This window comes from Cupriavidus sp. F041 (assembly GCF_057814235.1).
In genome coordinates this window covers 904337-921344 of sequence record NZ_JBVASY010000002.1, presented here as the reverse complement: position 1 = coordinate 921344, position 17008 = coordinate 904337, and the positions used below count along the sequence as shown (strand labels likewise).

General features: G+C 62.8%; 15 protein-coding genes. 1 reads left to right on the top strand and 14 read right to left on the bottom strand.

The features are described from left to right. The first annotated feature begins 295 nt into the window (after positions 1-295). The gene (gene tnpC, locus ACZY0R_RS21345; protein ID WP_488861012.1) at positions 296-1708 is read left to right on the top strand and encodes an IS66 family transposase; all 1413 of its coding nucleotides are present in this window, start codon (positions 296-298) and stop codon (positions 1706-1708) included. 161 nt (positions 1709-1869) lie between these two features. Here tnpC and ACZY0R_RS21340 read toward each other — a convergent pair whose 3' ends face one another. The 14 genes from ACZY0R_RS21340 to ACZY0R_RS21275 all read right to left on the bottom strand — a co-directional run bounded on the left by ACZY0R_RS21340 (position 1870) and on the right by ACZY0R_RS21275 (position 17008). Next, entirely contained in the window at positions 1870-2493 is a 624-nt protein-coding gene (locus ACZY0R_RS21340; protein ID WP_488861010.1) for an NUDIX domain-containing protein, read from the bottom strand. Between the two features lie 51 nt (positions 2494-2544). Then, positions 2545-2853: a DUF2818 family protein gene (locus ACZY0R_RS21335; RefSeq protein ID WP_045238140.1), complete on the bottom strand. Its 309-nt coding sequence runs from the start codon at positions 2851-2853 to the stop codon at positions 2545-2547. A 22-nt stretch (positions 2854-2875) separates the two neighbouring features. Next, positions 2876-4351 carry an NADH-quinone oxidoreductase subunit NuoN gene (gene nuoN / locus ACZY0R_RS21330; RefSeq protein ID WP_488861008.1) on the bottom strand — a complete coding sequence of 492 codons (1476 nt, stop codon included), beginning with the start codon at positions 4349-4351 and terminating at the stop codon, positions 2876-2878. A gap of 18 nt (positions 4352-4369) precedes the next feature. Further along, positions 4370-5836: an NADH-quinone oxidoreductase subunit M gene (locus tag ACZY0R_RS21325; RefSeq protein WP_045238142.1), complete on the bottom strand. Its 1467-nt coding sequence runs from the start codon at positions 5834-5836 to the stop codon at positions 4370-4372. Positions 5837-5849: 13 nt separating this feature from the next. Next, positions 5850-7949, bottom strand: a complete 2100-nt coding sequence (nuoL, locus tag ACZY0R_RS21320; protein WP_488861006.1) for an NADH-quinone oxidoreductase subunit L — start codon at positions 7947-7949, stop codon at positions 5850-5852. 59 nt (positions 7950-8008) lie between these two features. Next, complete coding sequence (gene nuoK, locus ACZY0R_RS21315; RefSeq protein WP_006156828.1) at positions 8009-8314, bottom strand: NADH-quinone oxidoreductase subunit NuoK; 306 nt, start codon at positions 8312-8314, stop codon at positions 8009-8011. Between the two features lie 16 nt (positions 8315-8330). Beyond that, entirely contained in the window at positions 8331-8981 is a 651-nt protein-coding gene (locus tag ACZY0R_RS21310) for an NADH-quinone oxidoreductase subunit J (protein ID WP_045238145.1), read from the bottom strand. 144 nt (positions 8982-9125) lie between these two features. Next, the gene (gene nuoI, locus ACZY0R_RS21305; protein ID WP_017224316.1) at positions 9126-9617 is read right to left on the bottom strand and encodes an NADH-quinone oxidoreductase subunit NuoI; all 492 of its coding nucleotides are present in this window, start codon (positions 9615-9617) and stop codon (positions 9126-9128) included. Between the two features lie 65 nt (positions 9618-9682). Continuing rightward, entirely contained in the window at positions 9683-10747 is a 1065-nt protein-coding gene (nuoH, locus tag ACZY0R_RS21300; protein WP_006156831.1) for an NADH-quinone oxidoreductase subunit NuoH, read from the bottom strand. An 18-nt stretch (positions 10748-10765) separates the two neighbouring features. Further along, positions 10766-13141, bottom strand: a complete 2376-nt coding sequence (gene nuoG, locus ACZY0R_RS21295) for an NADH-quinone oxidoreductase subunit NuoG (RefSeq protein ID WP_488861003.1) — start codon at positions 13139-13141, stop codon at positions 10766-10768. Positions 13142-13153: 12 nt separating this feature from the next. Then, positions 13154-14449 (bottom strand): NADH-quinone oxidoreductase subunit NuoF, encoded by a 1296-nt coding sequence (gene nuoF, locus ACZY0R_RS21290; protein WP_045238147.1) that lies wholly within the window; start codon positions 14447-14449, stop codon positions 13154-13156. Between the two features lies 1 nt (position 14450). Then, positions 14451-14945 (bottom strand): NADH-quinone oxidoreductase subunit NuoE, encoded by a 495-nt coding sequence (gene nuoE, locus ACZY0R_RS21285; protein ID WP_035868701.1) that lies wholly within the window; start codon positions 14943-14945, stop codon positions 14451-14453. Positions 14946-15145: 200 nt separating this feature from the next. Then, positions 15146-16399 carry an NADH-quinone oxidoreductase subunit D gene (locus ACZY0R_RS21280; RefSeq protein ID WP_441630146.1) on the bottom strand — a complete coding sequence of 418 codons (1254 nt, stop codon included), beginning with the start codon at positions 16397-16399 and terminating at the stop codon, positions 15146-15148. Positions 16400-16408: 9 nt separating this feature from the next. Beyond that, positions 16409-17008: an NADH-quinone oxidoreductase subunit C gene (locus ACZY0R_RS21275; RefSeq protein ID WP_488861002.1), complete on the bottom strand. Its 600-nt coding sequence runs from the start codon at positions 17006-17008 to the stop codon at positions 16409-16411.

Sequence of the window (17008 nt, the reverse complement as noted above, 5' to 3'; positions counted from 1 at the left end):
CTTGGGCGGGGGGTGATGAGGTATGGTGCGATCACACGGCTAAAGGGGGATTTTACGCTTATGGGGGTGGGATGCGTTGGGGCGCAGTTTTTTTGAGCGGCGATGGCTCTTGCGCCCGAAAGCCGTACGACATCATCCTGTGGGGCTGGTGGCTGTTTCTTTGAGCGGCGATGGCCCTTGGACCCAAGTGCGTACGACATCCCCCTGCGGGGGACGCCGGTCACTCTTCTTTGCTTCGGCCGTAACTATTCAGCAGATGTTGTAAACCGATGCGAAGTGCTTCATAGTGCTACGCATGACGAAGATCCCCAGCCTCAACGACCTGACGCCAGAGCAGAAGGACGCGCTCATCATTGAGCTGGTGACGCGGCTGAATGCGCTTGAGGCGAAGCTGGAGAAGGATAGCCACAACTCCAGCAAGCCGCCTTCGACCGACGGCCTGAAGCGCAAGCCGAAGTCGCTGCGCGAGCCGGGCACGAACCCGCCGGGTGGTCAGCCCGGCCATCCGGGCAAGACGCTCAAGCGGGTGCAGGACCCTGATCACACGGTGACGCACCCGGTGCCCGAGCGCTGCGACGTCTGCGGCAGTGCCATTGCGGCAGATCAGGTCACCGTGCTGCCGCAAGGCCGCCAAGTGTTTGATCTGCCCGCGATCCGCTTTGAAGTGATCGAGCATCGTGTGCAAGTTGCCCAGTGCCGCTGTGGCAAGACCCATACCAGCCAGTTCCCGAGCGGGGTCAGCCAGGCGGCGCAGTATGGCCCTCGGGTCAAAGCCGCGGGGGTCTATCTGACGCAGTACCAGCAAGTGCCCATCGACCGTACAGCACAAGCCCTGCGAGATCTGTTCGATCTGCCGGTGAGCACGGGCACCATTCAAAACTTCATCAACGAGGCTGCCGGCGCGCTAGCACCGGCAATTGATCAGATCCGTCAAGCGATCCTGGCCGAGCCGGTGGTGCACTTTGATGAGACAGGCATGCGGGTTGGGCGCAAGCAGCACTGGCTGCATAGCGCTTCGACAATATGGCTGACCTGGTATGGCCCGCACGCCAAGCGTGGCAAAGAAGCATTGGATAGCTTCAACATCTTGCCTGCCTTCGACGGTGTGGCCGTGCATGACGGCTGGCGCCCTTATGCCGACTACGCGTGCCAGCACGCGCTGTGCAACGCGCATCATCTGCGCGAACTCATCTACATTTGGGAGACCACCCAACAGACCTGGGCTCAGGACATGATCACCCTGCTACGCCAGGCCAAGCGCGAAGCCGACGACAATCTGACGCGGGGCAACACCAGCCTGGCGCCAGCACGCCTGGCCGACTACCGGCGCCGCGCTGAGGCGCTGATCGCGCAGGGACAGCAGGACAATCCTGCGCAGGCACGGAATCCAGCCCTGGACCCGCGCGGCAAGACCAAACAGTCCTTCGCCTACAACCTGCTGGCTCGCCTCCAGCGATATGCGACCGAGGTGTGGCGCTTCATCGCCGATCATCGTGTGCCGTTCGATAACAACCAAGCCGAACGGGATATCCGCATGCCCAAGCTCAAACAGAAGATCTCCGGAGGCTTCCGCGTCATACATGGGCTGCAGGCGTTTTGCACCATCCGCTCTTACCTCGCCACGCTGCGCAAGCAGCAGCGTGAGCTCTTCACGGCTTTGACCTGCACCTTCTCTGGCTGCCCACCTTCGCCTATCCCCGGCTGCTGAATAGTTACGCCGACGCAAAGAAGAGTGACCGGCGTCCCCCGCAGGGGGATGTCGTACGCTGTTGGGTGCAAAAACCAACACCGCCCAAACAAAATCCCAAACAACCCAACAACACGCCAACTGTCGCGTTCAACAGCCAACGCCATCAAAAAAACCTACCCCTACGCCGGCAAAACCTGCTCCCCAGCCTCCCAAACCCCCGACAACACCTTCTCCAACCAGAAGGCCCCAATAATCGTCTTAACGTCAGTAATCCGCCCCGACCGCACCCAATCAATCACCTGCCCAGCCGGCACAATAAATGTCTCAAGAAACTCCCCCTCATCAAGCTGAGCCGGCCCGGCGTTCAAATCACGCGCCAGGAAGATATCGATGAATTCGGTGGAATAGGAAATGACGGGATGAATCCGCGTGAGGTAATCCCAACGCCGCGCGCTATAGCCGGTTTCCTCCCGCAGTTCGCGCTCGCCGCAGCGCTGCGCGCCCTCCTGAGGATCCAGCTTGCCAGCGGGAAACTCAAGCATCACTTCACCAACGGGATAGCGATACTGCCGCTCCAGCAGCACGGTGCCGTCGTCGAATAGCGGAATCATCATCACCGCGCCGGGATGCAGCACGTATTCGCGCCCGGCATGCTTGCCGTCGGGCAGCTTGACGATGTCTTGCTTGAGCGTGAGGAATTTGCCTGTGTGCAGCGTGGCGGACGCCACGCACGTTTCTTTCAGGCCTTGATCGTCACCAGCGGCAATAGCGCCGGCGTCCAGCATGTCAAGCTTGTCGCTCATGAAAGCTCCGGGTCCGGACGCGGCCGGCCCGGGCGCCTTCGCTACCCGGACTCAGGCCGCGCGATGTTTGACGAGATACTGCCAGGTGAAGCCCGGGAAGGCGAACACCAGCATCATGCAACCGGTGATGGCGTAGAACTGCCAGCCTTGCGGGAAGGCGTTGCCCAGCCCAGCCTCCACGGCGAAGCCGGCCAGACCGGCCCCCACATACCAGGCGAACAATTCGCCCGCCCTGATCCACAGCGGCTTTTTGACAAAGCGCAGCGGGATCAGCGCGAACAATCGCTGGTTGACAAACGGCAGGTTGGCACAAACCAATGCCAGCAAGATGACAAACCAGCCCGCCGCGGATGAACTCATATCGCTACGCCGCCGTCGCGCATCAGGACGCCAGCGTGGCGCGGATGGCCTGGTAGCACAGGTTCATCAGCGCTGCCGGGAACAGGCCCAGGGCAATGATGACCGCGCCGTTCACGGTCAGCATCGAACGCAGGCCAAAGCTCGACTCCAGCTTTTTCTCGTCGGCCGGTGCATCGAAATACATCAGCTTGACCACGCGCAGGTAGTAGAACGCGCCGATCAGCGAGAACAGCACCGCCACCACGGCCAGCCAGGTCATGCCGCTACGGACCACGGCCTCGAGCACGGCCAGCTTGGCGTAGAAGCCCATGGTCGGCGGGATGCCAGCCAGCGAGAACATCATCACCAGCATCAGCAGCGCGTACCAGGGATTCTTGCGCGACAGGCCCTTGAGGTCGTCCAGCGTCTCGGCTTCGAAATCCTTGCCGGCGCGCAGCAGGATGATGCCGAAGGTGCCCAGCGTGGTGATCAAGTAGGTCACCGCATAGAACATCGACGAACCGTAGGCGCTGGCGGCGCCATCGGCCTTGCCGTCAGCCACGCCGGACAGCATGCCCAGCAGCAGGAAGCCCATGTGCGAGATGGTGGAATACGCCAGCATCCGCTTGAGGTTGGTCTGGACGATGGCGGTCAGGTTGCCGATGGCCAGCGAGGCCACGGCCAGTACAGCCAGCATCACTTGCCAGTCCACCGCCAGGGGCAACAGGCCTTCCACCAGCAGGCGCAGCGCCATGGCGAAGGCTGCCAGCTTCGGCGCACCTGCGATCAGCAGCGTCACCGCGGTCGGCGAGCCCTGGTAGATGTCCGGAATCCACATATGGAACGGCGCGGCGCCCATCTTGAACGCAATGCCCGCCACCAGGAAGACCACGCCGAAGGCCAGCATGGTGGTGTTGACTCGGCCAGACTCCACGACACGCAACACTTGGCCGAGGTTCAGCGAACCGGTCGCACCATAGAGCATGGACATGCCGTACAGCAGGAAACCAGAGGCCAGCGCGCCCAGCACGAAGTACTTGATGGCCGATTCGGACGTCACGCGGTTGTCGCGGCGCAGGGCCACCAGCGCGTAGGACGCCAGCGACAGCAGTTCCAGGCCCAGGTACAGGGTCAGGAAGTTGTTGCCGGTGATCATCACGATCTGGCCGCCGAGCGTGAACAGCGCGAGCATGTAGAACTCGCCGCTGTACATGTCGCGGTCAGCCAGGTAGCTACGCGTATAGACCAGCGTGACGAACAGCGCGCCGGAGGCGAAGGCCGACAGCACATTGGCCATCGGGTCCACCACCACCAGGTTGGCGAAGGCGTAATGCGTGTCGCCGGCGGCCGCGTTCAGGCCAAACCAGACGGTCAGCACGAGCGTGGTGAGCAGCGACAGCGGATAGGCCACGCTGGAGCGGCCCTTGCCACGGGCAAGGTCGATCCAGTTGACCGCGGCGATGGCGATCGCCAGGAAAATGATTGGCGCCACAGGTGCCAATGTCGAGGACGGTTGCATGTTTGTTTCTCTCCCCGATTACAGCTTCGACTGCGCCACGTGCGACAGCAGGTTCACCACGGAAGCGTGCATCACATCGGTGAAGGGTTTCGGATACAGGCCCATATAGAGCGTCATGATCGCCAGCAGGCCAAGCATGAGGAACTCGCGCTTGTTCAGGTCGACCAGTTCGGCCACGTGCTTGTGCACCACGTCGCCAAAGATCACGCGCTTGACCATCCACAACGAGTAGGCGGCGCCCAGGATCAACGCGGTGGCGGCCAGCAGGCCGATCCAGAAGTTGAACTTGACCGCGCCCAGGATCACCATGAACTCTCCGACGAAACCCGAAGTAGCCGGCAAGCCGCAGTTGGCCATGGCGAAGAACACCGACAGCGCCGCGAACTTCGGCATGGTGTTCACCACACCGCCGTAATCGGCGATCTGGCGCGAGTGCACGCGGTCATACAGCACGCCGATGCAAAGGAACATGGCGCCCGAGATGAAGCCGTGGGAGATCATCTGGATGATGCCGCCCTCGATGCCGATCTCGTTGAAGATGAAAAAGCCCAGCGTGACGAAGCCCATGTGGGCAATCGACGAGTACGCCACCAGCTTCTTCATGTCGGCCTGCACCATCGCGACCAGGCCGATATAGATCACGGCGATCAGCGAAATGGTGATGATGAAGGCGGCCATGCTATGGCTGGCATCCGGTGCGATCGGCAGCGAGAAACGCAGGAAACCGTAGGCGCCCAGCTTCAGCATGATGGCGGCCAGCACCACCGAGCCGCCGGTCGGCGCTTCCACGTGGGCGTCCGGCAGCCAGGTGTGGACCGGCCACATCGGCACCTTGACCGCAAAGGCCAGGAAGAAGGCGATGAACAGCGCGGTCTGCTCGTTCATCGACAGCTTGGCCTGGTGCCATTCGAGGATGTCGAAGGTACCGGTCTTGCTGTACAGGTACAGCAGCGCAACCAGCGTCAGCAGCGAGCCGAGCAGCGTGTAGAGGAAGAACTTGAAGGCCGCGTACACACGGTTCGGGCCGCCCCAGACGCCGATGATGATGTACATCGGAATCAGCGTGGCCTCGAAGAACACGTAGAACAGCATGCCGTTGAGCGCGCAGAACACGCCGACCATCAGGCCCGACAGGATCAGGAACGAGGCCATGTACTCGGCCACGCGCTCGGTGATCACTTCCCAGGCGGAGATCACCACGATCACCGTGATGAAGGCGGTCAGCACCACGAACCACATCGAGATGCCGTCGACACCCAGGTGGTAGTTGATGTTGAAGCGTTCGATCCATTCCGACTTCTCGACGAACTGCATGGCAGCCGTGGCACGGTCGAAGTGGAATACCAGCGGCAGCGTAACGAGGAAGCTGGCGATGGAGCCGAACAGCGACATCCAGCGGACGTAGCCGGGGCTACGGTCGGAACCCGAGGCAAGGACCAGCAAGCCAAAAAAGATCGGCAGCCAGATAGCGAAAGACAGAACCATTTTCTTGTTTTCCTTACTTGGCGCTCACTGTGGCGAACGAGGTGCCGAACACCGTCATCGTCAGCAGGATCAGCATGCCCAGGATCATGGCGAATGCGTAGTGATAGATGTAGCCGGATTGCAGGTAACGGCTCACCGACGCGAACCACGCCACCACGCGAGCAGAGCCGTTGACCACCAGGCCGTCGATCAGCCCCTGGTCGCCGCCCTTCCACAGGCCGGTACCGAGCAGACGGGCACCACGGGCAAACACGGCCTCGTTGATCGCGTCCATGTAGTACTTGTTGTCGAGCAGCTTGTACAGGCCCGAGAAGCGTTGCTTGATGGCAGCGGGGATATCCGGGCGCTTCATGTAGAAGAACCAGGACAGCACCACACCGGAAATCGCCAGCCACAGCACCGGCGTCGTCACGGAGTGCAGGGCCATCTCCACCCAGCCGTGGAAGCCTTGGGCCAGCTCTTCCATCGCGTGGTGGTTCTCGCCGACGAAGATCACGTCCTTGAAGGCCACGCCGTGCTTGAAGAAGTCCCCGAACAGCAGCGGCTTGATCGTAAGGGCACCGATCACGACAGACGGGATCGCCAGCAGCACCAGGGGCAACGTGACAACCCACGGCGACTCGTGCGGCTTCTCGCCCGGAGCCAGGCCGTGATGATGGTCCGCGGTGGCTTCCTCGTCATCATGATTGCCCGCGTGATGCGTGTGGTGCTCTTCCTTGCCGAAGCGCTCTTCCCCGTGGAACACCAGGAAGTACAGGCGGAAGGAATAGAACGCCGTGACGAACACGCTGGACAGCACCGCGAAGTAAGCGAAGCCCGAGCCGGCGATATGCGATTCGGCCACCGCCTCGATAATCGAGTCCTTGGAGTAGAAGCCCGCGAAGAACGGCGTGCCGATCAGCGCCAGCGAACCCACCAGCGACGTGATCCAGGTAATCGGCATGTACTTGCGCAGGCCGCCCATATTGCGGATGTCCTGATCATGGTGCAGCCCGATGATGACCGAGCCGGCCGCAAGGAACAGCAGTGCCTTGAAGAACGCGTGGGTCATCAGGTGGAACACGGCCACCGAGTAAGCCGAGGCGCCCAGCGCGACCGTCATGTAGCCCAGCTGCGACAGCGTGGAGTAAGCCACCACGCGCTTGATGTCGTTCTGGATCATGCCCAGGAAGCCCATGAACAGCGCGGTAATGGCGCCGATCACCAGCACGAAGGACAGAGCGGTATCCGACAGCTCGAACAGCGGCGACATGCGCGCCACCATGAAGATGCCGGCCGTCACCATGGTGGCGGCGTGGATCAGCGCGGAGATCGGGGTCGGGCCTTCCATCGAGTCCGGCAGCCACACGTGCAGCGGGAACTGGGCCGACTTGCCCATGGCGCCGATGAACAGGCAGATGCAGGCAACCGTGATCATCATCCAGTCGGTGCCCGGGAAGATCACCGTGGCGAGCTGGTCGCGCGCGGCGAACACTTCCGTGTAGTTCATGCTGCCGCTGTAGGCCAGCAGCAGGCCGATGCCGAGGATAAAGCCGAAGTCACCCACGCGGTTGACCAGGAACGCCTTGAGGTTGGCGAAAATGGCGGTCGGGCGGGTGTACCAGAAGCCGATCAGCAGGTACGACACCAGGCCCACAGCTTCCCAGCCGAAGAACAGCTGCAGGAAGTTGTTGCTCATCACCAGCATCAGCATCGAGAAGGTGAACAGCGAGATGTAGGCGAAGAAGCGGTTGTAGCCGGGGTCATCGCTCATGTAGCCGACGGTGTAGATGTGCACCATCAGCGAGACGAAGCTCACCACCACCATCATCATCGCGGTCAGCGAGTCGACCAGGAAGCCCACTTCCATCTTGAGGCTGCCGATCGTCATCCACTCGTACACGGTGGCATTGAAGCTCGCGCCGTCAAGGACGTCCATCAGCACGATGATCGACAGCAGGCAGGAGATCGCCACACCGAGGATCGTCACGGTGTGGGCCAGCGTGCGGCCGGCGCGCGTCTCCGAGGAGAACGTGCTGAAGAACTTGGTGCCGAACAGGCCGGCGATGGCTGCACCGGCGAGCGGTGCGAGCGGAATCGCCAGTAGCAGGTTGGGGTCGAGCGTGGTTGCCATAGGACGCTTAGTGGTGTGCGGTCGGAGAACGGTCTTGGTTCATAACGTAGGGACTCGGATCAGCCCTTGAGGGTGTCCATGTCGTCCACGTTGATCGTGTCCAGGTTGCGGAACAGCACGACCAGAATTGCAAGGCCGATTGCCGATTCGGCCGCAGCCACCGTGAGGATAAAGAAAACGAAAACCTGTCCTGCCAGGTCGCCCAGATAGTGCGAGAAGGCGACGAAGTTCATATTGACCGCAAGCAGCATCAGTTCGATCGCCATCAGCAGCACGATGACGTTCTTGCGGTTCAGGAAGATACCAACGATGCTGATGGCGAACAGGATCGCACCGAGCACGAGGAAATGGGCGAGAGAGAGCACAGCGTTTCTCCGGGCTTTAGTTCTTGTTGGCGGCAGCCGCGGCATCCGGGCTGGCTTGGGTGCCGGCACGGGCTTCGCTGGGCATCGAGACCAGGCGCACGCGGTCCTGGCGGCGGGTACGCAGCTGCTCGCCCACGTCTTGCGACTTGTTGTCCTTGCGGCGGCGCAGCGTCAGCGCAACGGCGGCGATGATCGCCACCAGCAGGATGATGCCGGCCACTTCAAAGGCGTAGATGTAGTCGGTGTAGATCAGCTTGCCGAGCTCAGCGGTGTTGGAGTAGTCCGGGCCGTGCACGACGTTGTTCAGCGGCGTGGTGGTGCCGATGAAGTTGCGCACCAGCACGGTGGCCATTTCGGCGATGATCAGCGCGCCAACCACCGAAGCCATCGGCACATAGGTCCAAAAGTCCCGTCGCAGGTGCTCGATATCGATATCGATCATCATCACCACGAACAGGAACAGCACCATCACGGCGCCCACGTACACCAGCACCAGCAGGATGGCGAGGAATTCGGCCTTCAGCAGCATCCAGATCGCGGCTGCCGTAAAAAACGACAGCACGAGGAACAGTGCGGAGTGCACCGGGTTCTTCGCGGTGATGACTTTCAGTGCGGAGAGCACCAGCACCAGCGCAAAGACATAGAAGATGGTGGTCGTGAGTTCCATGGTCCTCGTCGAGCCTTCCGGCACAAGCCACCCCTGGTGGCCTGCCCTTGCGGCATCCTTTTCGTTGGCCCCACACGGGGCCCGATTCACTATTCGTCGGCAACGTCCGCCAGAATCGGCGGCCGCGCCCTGTATCGCGCCGTATTAACGGTACTTGGCGTCCGCGGCCTTCGCTGCGGCAATCTGCGGCTCGTAGCGGTCACCCACGGCCAGCAGCATGTCCTTGGTGAAGTACAGGTCGCCGCGCTTCTCGCCGTGGTATTCGAGGATATGCGTCTCGACGATGGCGTCGACCGGGCAGGCTTCCTCGCAGAAACCGCAGAAAATACACTTGGTCAGGTCGATGTCATAGCGCGTGGTGCGGCGGGTGCCGTCGACGCGTGCATCGGACTCGATGGTGATGGCCAGTGCCGGGCAAACCGCTTCGCACAGCTTGCAGGCGATGCAGCGCTCTTCGCCGTTCGGGTAGCGGCGCAGCGCGTGCAGGCCCCGGAAACGCGGCGACATCGGCGTTTTCTCTTCGGGGAACTGGACTGTGATCTTGCGCGCGAAGAGATAGCGCCCGGTCAGGGCCATGCCCTTGAAGAGTTCCTTCAGGAGCAGGCTGTTGAAGAAGTCCTTGATGGCGAGCAGCATGACGATTGCTTCCTAATGATTCCACGGGGCGCCGCCAAATGCGGCTGCGCCCCTGCTTTGGCCGTTCAATGCCAGATATTCCAGGGCGACCGGATCCAGATCGCCACGATGACCAGCCAGCCCACCGTCAGCGGGATGAAGATCTTCCAGCCCAGGCGCATGATCTGGTCATAGCGGTAGCGCGGGAACGAAGCGCGGATCCAGATAAACACCGACAGCAGCAAAAATACCTTGATCAGCAGCCAGAAGAAGCCCGGCACCGCATTCGTGATGAAGCTCTCGAACGGGGGCGCCCAGCCGCCCAGGAACATCAGCGCGGTCATCGTGGAGATGACGATCATGTTGATGTACTCGGCCAGGAAGAACAGCGCGAAGCCCATGCCCGAGTATTCGATCATGTGGCCCGCCACGATTTCCGACTCGCCTTCCACCACGTCGAACGGGTGGCGGTTGGTTTCGGCCACGCCGGAGATGAAGTACACGCCGAACATGGGCAGCAGCGGCAGCCAGTTCCACGACAGTACGTTGATCCCCATGTTGGCGAAGTAGCCTGTGTTCTGCGAATTGACGATGGCCGACAGGTTCAGGCTGCCCGACACCATCAGCACCGTCACCAGGGCAAAGCCCATGGCGATTTCATACGACACCATCTGCGCCGCGGCGCGCATGGCGCCGATGAAGGCGTACTTGGAGTTGGAGGCCCAGCCTGCCAGGATCACGCCGTACACGCCAACCGAGCTGATCGCCATCACGTACAGCAGGCCGGCGTTGACGTTGGCCATCACCACCTCGGCCTGGAACGGAATCACCGCCCAGATCGCCACGGCGGGCATCAGCACCATCAGCGGGGCAACCAGGTACATGCCCCGGCTGACCTGCGTGGGCATCATCACTTCCTTGAGCAGCAGCTTGAGCACGTCGGCGATCGGCTGCAGCAGGCCCAGCGGGCCGACCCGGTTCGGGCCGATACGCACGTGCATCCAGCCGATCAGCTTGCGCTCCCAGAGGATCAGGTAGGCCACGCACAACAGCAGCGGCACCACAATGACCACGGCGCGAATCAGGATCCACAGCGGCGTCCAGGCGCCGCCGAAGAGATTCTGTCCTTGCGAGGTAATCCAGTCGATCATGTTTCTTTCTCGCTCTTCTTATGCCGTGGCCGCCGGCTCGGCCGCGCCCTTCGCGGCGGCGGCCAGGTCGATGGCTTTCTCTACGGTGACAGTACCGAACATGGCGCCCAGGCTGGCCGCGGCAACCGTGCCCGCGGACACGCGCACGGTGCCGGCAGGCAACGCGGATTCCAGGGCGGCCGGCAGCACCACGCTGCCCTGCCCTTGCGTCACGCGCACCGGGTCGCCCGCCTGCACGCCCAGCGAGGCGAACAGGTCGGCCGACAGGCCGGCTTGCATGGCGCGGCGCGCGGCTGCGGTCAGTTGCAGCGAATCGGCACGGCGCACGATCGGGTCTGCGTGGTAGATCGGCACATCGGCGATGCGCTCGATGCCGCCCGCAGCGGCGCTCACGCGGATGGCCGCGTCGGTGCCGTTGTTCAGTTGCGGAGCGACCGGCTTGGCCAGCACTTCGTCACGCACGCTTTCGGCGGTCTCGTAGTCGAAACCAGGCACGTCGAGCAGGTTGCCGAGCACGCGCAGCACCTTCCAGGCCGGACGCGAATCGCCCAGCGCACGGACGACGCCGTTGAAACTTTGCGGCAGGCCTTCGCAGTTCACGAACGTACCTGCGGTCTCGGTGAACGGGGTTACCGGCAGGATCACGTCAGCGTATTGCAGCGCGGCTTCCGAGCGGAACGGCGACAGCACCACCACGGTACCGGCCTGGGCCAGCGCGGCCAGGGCCTGACGCGGGTTGGCAGCGTCGAACTCGGGTTCCGTGTTCAGCAGCACGTAGGCGCGGCGCGGCGTGTCGAACATGGCCTGCGCGTTGGCGCCGCCCTTCTGCGGCAGCGCACCTGCGATATGGCCGCCGACCGTGTTCGCGGCTTCGGTCAGGAAGCCCAGCGTGGCGCCGGTTTCGGTGGCGATCCACTGTGCCAGCGCGTGCAGCGCGGCGAATTGCGGGTGACGCACGGCCTCGTTGCCGAGGAACACGGCGCGGCGCTCGCCGGACAACAGCGCATCCGCTACCAGCCTGGACTTGTCGTCGCCGTCGAAACCATCGGTGCCCGCCGGAGCGGCCACGCCCTTGGCTGCGGCGACAGCACGGGCCACGCCGGCCAGGGCTGCGGTCCAGCCGGACGGTGCGGCGTCGATGCGTGCGGCCAGCGGCATCAGCAGGTCGTCGGCGCTGGCGCCGAGCACTGCGACGCGGGCACCCTTCTTGCCAGCCTGGCGCAGACGCGCGGCCAGCAGCGGGTGATCCTTGCGCAGCGACGAACCGATCACCAGCACGCGTTGCAGCGTGGAGACATCGGCAATCGGCAGGCCCAGCCACGGCGCGCCCTTGATGGCGGCCGAGAAATCGGTCTGGCGCTGGCGGAAGTCAACGTTGTCGCTGCCCAGTCCACGCACCAGCTTACCCAGCAGGTGGAGTTCTTCCAGCGTGCTGTGCGGGCTTGCCAGCGCGGCGATCTGGTCGGCGCCATGGTCGCGCTTAATGCTGGCGAGGCCATTGGCCACGTATTCCAGCGCGGTCTGCCAGTCCGTTTCCATCCACTCGCCGCCTTGCTTGAGCAGGGGCTTGGTGAGACGGTCGGCGCTGTTCAGGCCTTCGTACGAGAAGCGGTCCTTGTCGGACAGCCAGCATTCGTTGACGGCTTCGTTGTCCAGCGGCAGCACGCGCATCACGCGCTGGTTCTTGGTCTGCACCACCAGGTTCGCGCCCAGGCCATCGTGCGGCGACACCGACTTGCGGCGAGCCAGTTCCCAGGTACGTGCCGAGTAGCGGAACGGCTTGCTGGTCAGCGCGCCGACCGGGCACAGGTCGATCATGTTGCCGGACAGTTCCGAATCCACGGTCTGGCCGACGAAGGTGGTGATCTCGGAATGCTCGCCGCGGCCCAGCATGCCCAGCTCCATCACGCCGGCGACTTCCTGGCCAAAGCGCACGCAGCGGGTGCAGTGGATGCAGCGGCTCATCTCTTCCATGGAGATCAGCGGGCCCACGCTCTTGTGGAAGACAACGCGCTTTTCTTCCTTGTAGCGCGATTCCGATGCGCCGTAGCCCACGGCCAGGTCCTGCAGCTGGCACTCGCCGCCCTGATCGCAGATCGGGCAATCCAGCGGGTGGTTGATCAGCAGGAATTCCATCACCGACTTCTGCGCCTTGACCGCCTTCTCCGAATTGGTGAAGACTTTCATGCCAGGGGTGACGGGCGTGGCGCAGGCCGGCAGCGCCTTGGGCGCTTTCTCAACCTCAACCAGGCACATGCGGCAGTTAGCCGCGATGGACAATTTACGGTGGTAGCAGAAGTGCGGGATGTAGGTGCCCAGCTGGCGGGCGGCTTCCATCACCAGGCTGCCTTCAGCAACCTCAACCTTCTTGCCGTCGATCTCGAGTTCAACCATGTTCTGCCACGCTTAAGAGTAGGCCGGAACCATGCACTGCTTGTGTTCGACGTGATATTCGAACTCTTTCCAGTAGTGCTTGAGCATGCCGCGGACCGGCATCGCTGCCGCATCACCGAGCGCGCAGATGGTGCGGCCCATGATGTTTTCAGCGACGTTATTGAGCAGGTCCAGGTCTTCCTGGCGCCCTTCTCCGTGTTCGATACGATTCACCATGCGATAGAGCCAGCCGGTGCCTTCACGGCACGGCGTGCACTGGCCGCACGATTCTTCAAAGTAGAAATACGACAGACGCAGCAGCGAGCGAACCATGCAGCGCGTCTCGTCCATCACGATCACCGCGCCCGAGCCCAGCATCGAGCCGGCCTTGGCGATCGAGTCGTAATCCATGTCGGACGCCATCATCATGTCGCCCGGCACCACCGGGGCGGACGAGCCGCCCGGGATCACTGCCTTGATGCGCTTGCCGCCGCGCATGCCGCCGGCGAGTTCCAGCAGGGTCGCGAACGGCGTGCCCAGCGGGATCTCGTAGTTGCCGGGGCGCTCGATGTCGCCGGAAATCGAGAAGATCTTGGAGCCGCCGTTGTTCGGCTTGCCCATCTTCAGGTAGTTTTCCGGCCCGATCGACAGCAGGAACGGCACCGCGGCGAACGTCTCGGTGTTGTTGATGGTGGTCGGCTTGCCGTACAGGCCAAAGCTGGCCGGGAACGGCGGCTTGAATCGCGGCTGGCCTTTCTTGCCTTCCAGCGATTCGAGCAGCGCGGTTTCCTCGCCACAGATGTAGGCGCCGTAGCCGTGGTGGGCGTGCAACTGGAAGTTGAAGCCCGAATCCAGGATATTGTCACCCAGGAAGCCGGCCGCACGCGCCTCTTCGAGCGCTTGCTCGAAGATCTTGTATTCGTTCCAGATCTCGCCGTGGATGTAGTTGTAGCCCACGGTGATGCCCATCGCGTACGCACCGATGGCCATGCCTTCGATCAGCGCATGCGGGTTGTAGCGGATGATGTCGCGGTCCTTGAAGGTACCGGGCTCGCCCTCGTCGGTGTTGCAGACCAGGTATTTCTGGCCGGGGAACTGACGCGGCATGAAGCTCCACTTCAGGCCGGTGGGGAAGCCTGCGCCGCCACGACCGCGCAGGCCCGAGGCCTTGACGTCCGCGATCACCTGCTCGGGCGTGATCTTCTCGGTCAGGATGCGCCTGAGCTGCTGATAGCCGCCGCGCTTGACGTAGTCTTCGAGGTGCCAGTTGCTGCCATCGAGGCCGGCCAGGATCAGCGGCTTGATGTGGCGGTCGTGCAGAGAGGTCATGTTACTTGTCCCCCTTGGCGGTGCCCTTGAGCTCGTCCACCAGCGCGTCCAGCTTGGCGTCGCTCATGTGGCTGCACATGCGGGTATTGTTGACGATCATCACCGGTGCGTCGCCGCAGGCGCCCATGCACTCGCCTTCCTTGAGGGTGAAGGTGCCGCACGGGGTGGTTTCGTTATAGCCGATACCCAGCTTTTGCTTGAGGTAGTCGCCGGCCCGTTCGCCGCCGGAGAGTGCGCACGGCAGGTTGGTGCAGACGGTCAGCTTGTACTTGCCGACCGGCTTCGTGTCGTACATGTTGTAGAAGGTTGCGACCTCCTCGACCCATACCGGCGGCATGTCGAGGTAGCTGGCAACGAACTGCATGACTTCCGGGGAGACCCAGCCCACTTCGCCCTGCGCCACGGCCAACGCCGCCATCACGGCCGACTGCTTCTGGTCAGCCGGATACTTGGCGATCGCGCGATCGATTTCCTTGAGAGCTTCTGCTGATAGCATGGTCGTTGCTGTAATACGCCGAGTCATTTGCGGAACTGCGCCGCCACATGGCGCGCATCCGCAGGTTTGCAGCCGTCGCTGCCGTTGCGGCCCGCATGTCGCAGCATGCTGGGCCCACCGCGGGTTTCCCGTGGCCGGACACCGTGGTTCGGGTCCTTGCCAGGGGCGCCCGGATCGTCGTCCGGGGCCGGCGGTACTAATTAGCGGTCGATCTCGCCGAAGACGATGTCCTGGGTACCGATGATCGTTACCGCGTCCGCAATCATGTGGCCCTTGGCCATTTCATCCAGGGCGGCAAGATGGGCAAAGCCCGGTGCCCTGATCTTCAGGCGGTACGGCTTGTTCGCGCCGTCGGAGATCGCATAGATGCCGAACTCGCCCTTGGGATGCTCCACCGCCGCGTAGGTCTCGCCTTCCGGCACGTGAATGCCTTCGGTAAAGAGCTTGAAGTGGTGGATCAGCTCTTCCATGTTGGACTTCATGTCCACGCGCGAAGGCGGCGCCACCTTGTGGTTGTCGGTCATCACCGGGCCGGGGTTGCGGCGCAGCCAGTCGATGCACTGCTTGATGATCCCGTTGGACTGGCGCATCTCTTCGATACGCACGAGGTAGCGCGAGTAGCAATCGCCGCCCACGCCCACCGGGACCTGGAAGTCCATGCGGTCATACACTTCGTAGGGCTGCTTCTTGCGCAGGTCCCACTCGATGCCGGAGCCGCGCAGCATCGGGCCGGTAAAGCCCATTTGCAGCGCGCGTTCCGGGCTCACCACGCCGATGCCGACCAGGCGCTGTTTCCAGATCCGGTTGTCCGTCAGCAGCGTCTCGTATTCGTCGACGTACTTCGGGAAACGGTTGGTGAAGTCCTCGATGAAGTCCAGCAGCGAACCCGAACGCGCCTCGTTCATGGCCTTGATGGCGCGCTCGTTGTGGATCTTCGATGCCTTGTATTGCGGCATTGTGTCCGGCAGGTCGCGGTACACGCCGCCCGGACGGTAGTAGGCCGCGTGCATGCGCGCGCCCGATACCGCCTCGTACATGTCGAACATGTCCTCGCGTTCGCGGAAGGCGTACAGGAACACCGCCATCGCACCCACGTCGAGCGCGTGCGAGCCGATCCACATCAGGTGGTTCAGCAGGCGCGTGATCTCGTCGAACATCACGCGGATGTATTGCGCGCGGACCGGCACATCGAGACCCAGCATCTTCTCGATGGCCATCACGTAGGCATGCTCGTTGACCATCATCGACACGTAGTCGAGGCGGTCCATGTACGGCACGCTCTGGATCCAGGTCTTCTGCTCGGCCAGCTTTTCGGTGGCACGGTGCAGCAGGCCGATATGGGGGTCGGCGCGCTGGATCACTTCGCCGTCAAGCTCCAGCACAAGGCGCAGCACGCCGTGTGCCGCAGGATGCTGCGGGCCGAAGTTCAGGGTGTAGTTCTTGATATCTGCCATTGCGCGTTCTCAGTGCTGCAAGCCGCCGTAATTCTCTTCGCGGATGACGCGCGGCGTTACCTCGCGCGGCTCGATCGTGACGGGCTGGTAGATCACCCGCTTCTGTTCGGGGTCGTAGCGCATCTCGACATAGCCCGATACCGGGAAGTCCTTGCGGAACGGATGGCCGACGAAACCGTAGTCGGTCAACAGGCGGCGCAGGTCGTTATGGCCTTCGAACACGATGCCATAGAAGTCGAACGCTTCGCGCTCGAACCAGTTGGCCGAGTTCCAGACGTCGTTCAGCGACGGCACCACGGGCACGTCGTCATCCGGCGCGAACACACGTACGCGCAGACGCCAGTTGTGCGTCACCGACAGCAGGTGCGTCACGGCGGCGAAACGGGGACCATCCCAGGCGCCGTCGCCATAGGAGGAATAGTCGACGCCGCAAACGTCGATCAGCTGCTCGAAGCGCAGCGACGGATCGTCGCGCAGCATCAGCGCGGTTTCGACGGAGTCTTCGGCCTTGACGATAAGGGTAATCTCGCCTATCGCCTCCACCAGTTTCTGGATACGCTTGCCCAGTACCTTTTCGAGCGCGGCCTTCAGAGTATCGAGGTTCGACAT

Coding starts and splice junctions, on each gene's coding strand:
- tnpC (WP_488861012.1), top strand. CDS start 296: ATGACGAAGATCCCCAGCCTCAACGACCTGACGCCAGAGCAGAAGGAC.
- ACZY0R_RS21340 (WP_488861010.1), bottom strand. CDS start 2,493: ATGAGCGACAAGCTTGACATGCTGGACGCCGGCGCTATTGCCGCTGGT.
- ACZY0R_RS21335 (WP_045238140.1), bottom strand. CDS start 2,853: ATGAGTTCATCCGCGGCGGGCTGGTTTGTCATCTTGCTGGCATTGGTT.
- nuoN (WP_488861008.1), bottom strand. CDS start 4,351: ATGCAACCGTCCTCGACATTGGCACCTGTGGCGCCAATCATTTTCCTG.
- ACZY0R_RS21325 (WP_045238142.1), bottom strand. CDS start 5,836: ATGGTTCTGTCTTTCGCTATCTGGCTGCCGATCTTTTTTGGCTTGCTG.
- nuoL (WP_488861006.1), bottom strand. CDS start 7,949: ATGGCAACCACGCTCGACCCCAACCTGCTACTGGCGATTCCGCTCGCA.
- ACZY0R_RS21310 (WP_045238145.1), bottom strand. CDS start 8,981: ATGGAACTCACGACCACCATCTTCTATGTCTTTGCGCTGGTGCTGGTG.
- nuoI (WP_017224316.1), bottom strand. CDS start 9,617: ATGCTGCTCGCCATCAAGGACTTCTTCAACAGCCTGCTCCTGAAGGAA.
- nuoH (WP_006156831.1), bottom strand. CDS start 10,747: ATGATCGACTGGATTACCTCGCAAGGACAGAATCTCTTCGGCGGCGCC.
- nuoG (WP_488861003.1), bottom strand. CDS start 13,141: ATGGTTGAACTCGAGATCGACGGCAAGAAGGTTGAGGTTGCTGAAGGC.
- nuoF (WP_045238147.1), bottom strand. CDS start 14,449: ATGACCTCTCTGCACGACCGCCACATCAAGCCGCTGATCCTGGCCGGC.
- nuoE (WP_035868701.1), bottom strand. CDS start 14,945: ATGCTATCAGCAGAAGCTCTCAAGGAAATCGATCGCGCGATCGCCAAG.
- ACZY0R_RS21280 (WP_441630146.1), bottom strand. CDS start 16,399: ATGGCAGATATCAAGAACTACACCCTGAACTTCGGCCCGCAGCATCCT.
- ACZY0R_RS21275 (WP_488861002.1), bottom strand. CDS start 17,008: ATGTCGAACCTCGATACTCTGAAGGCCGCGCTCGAAAAGGTACTGGGC.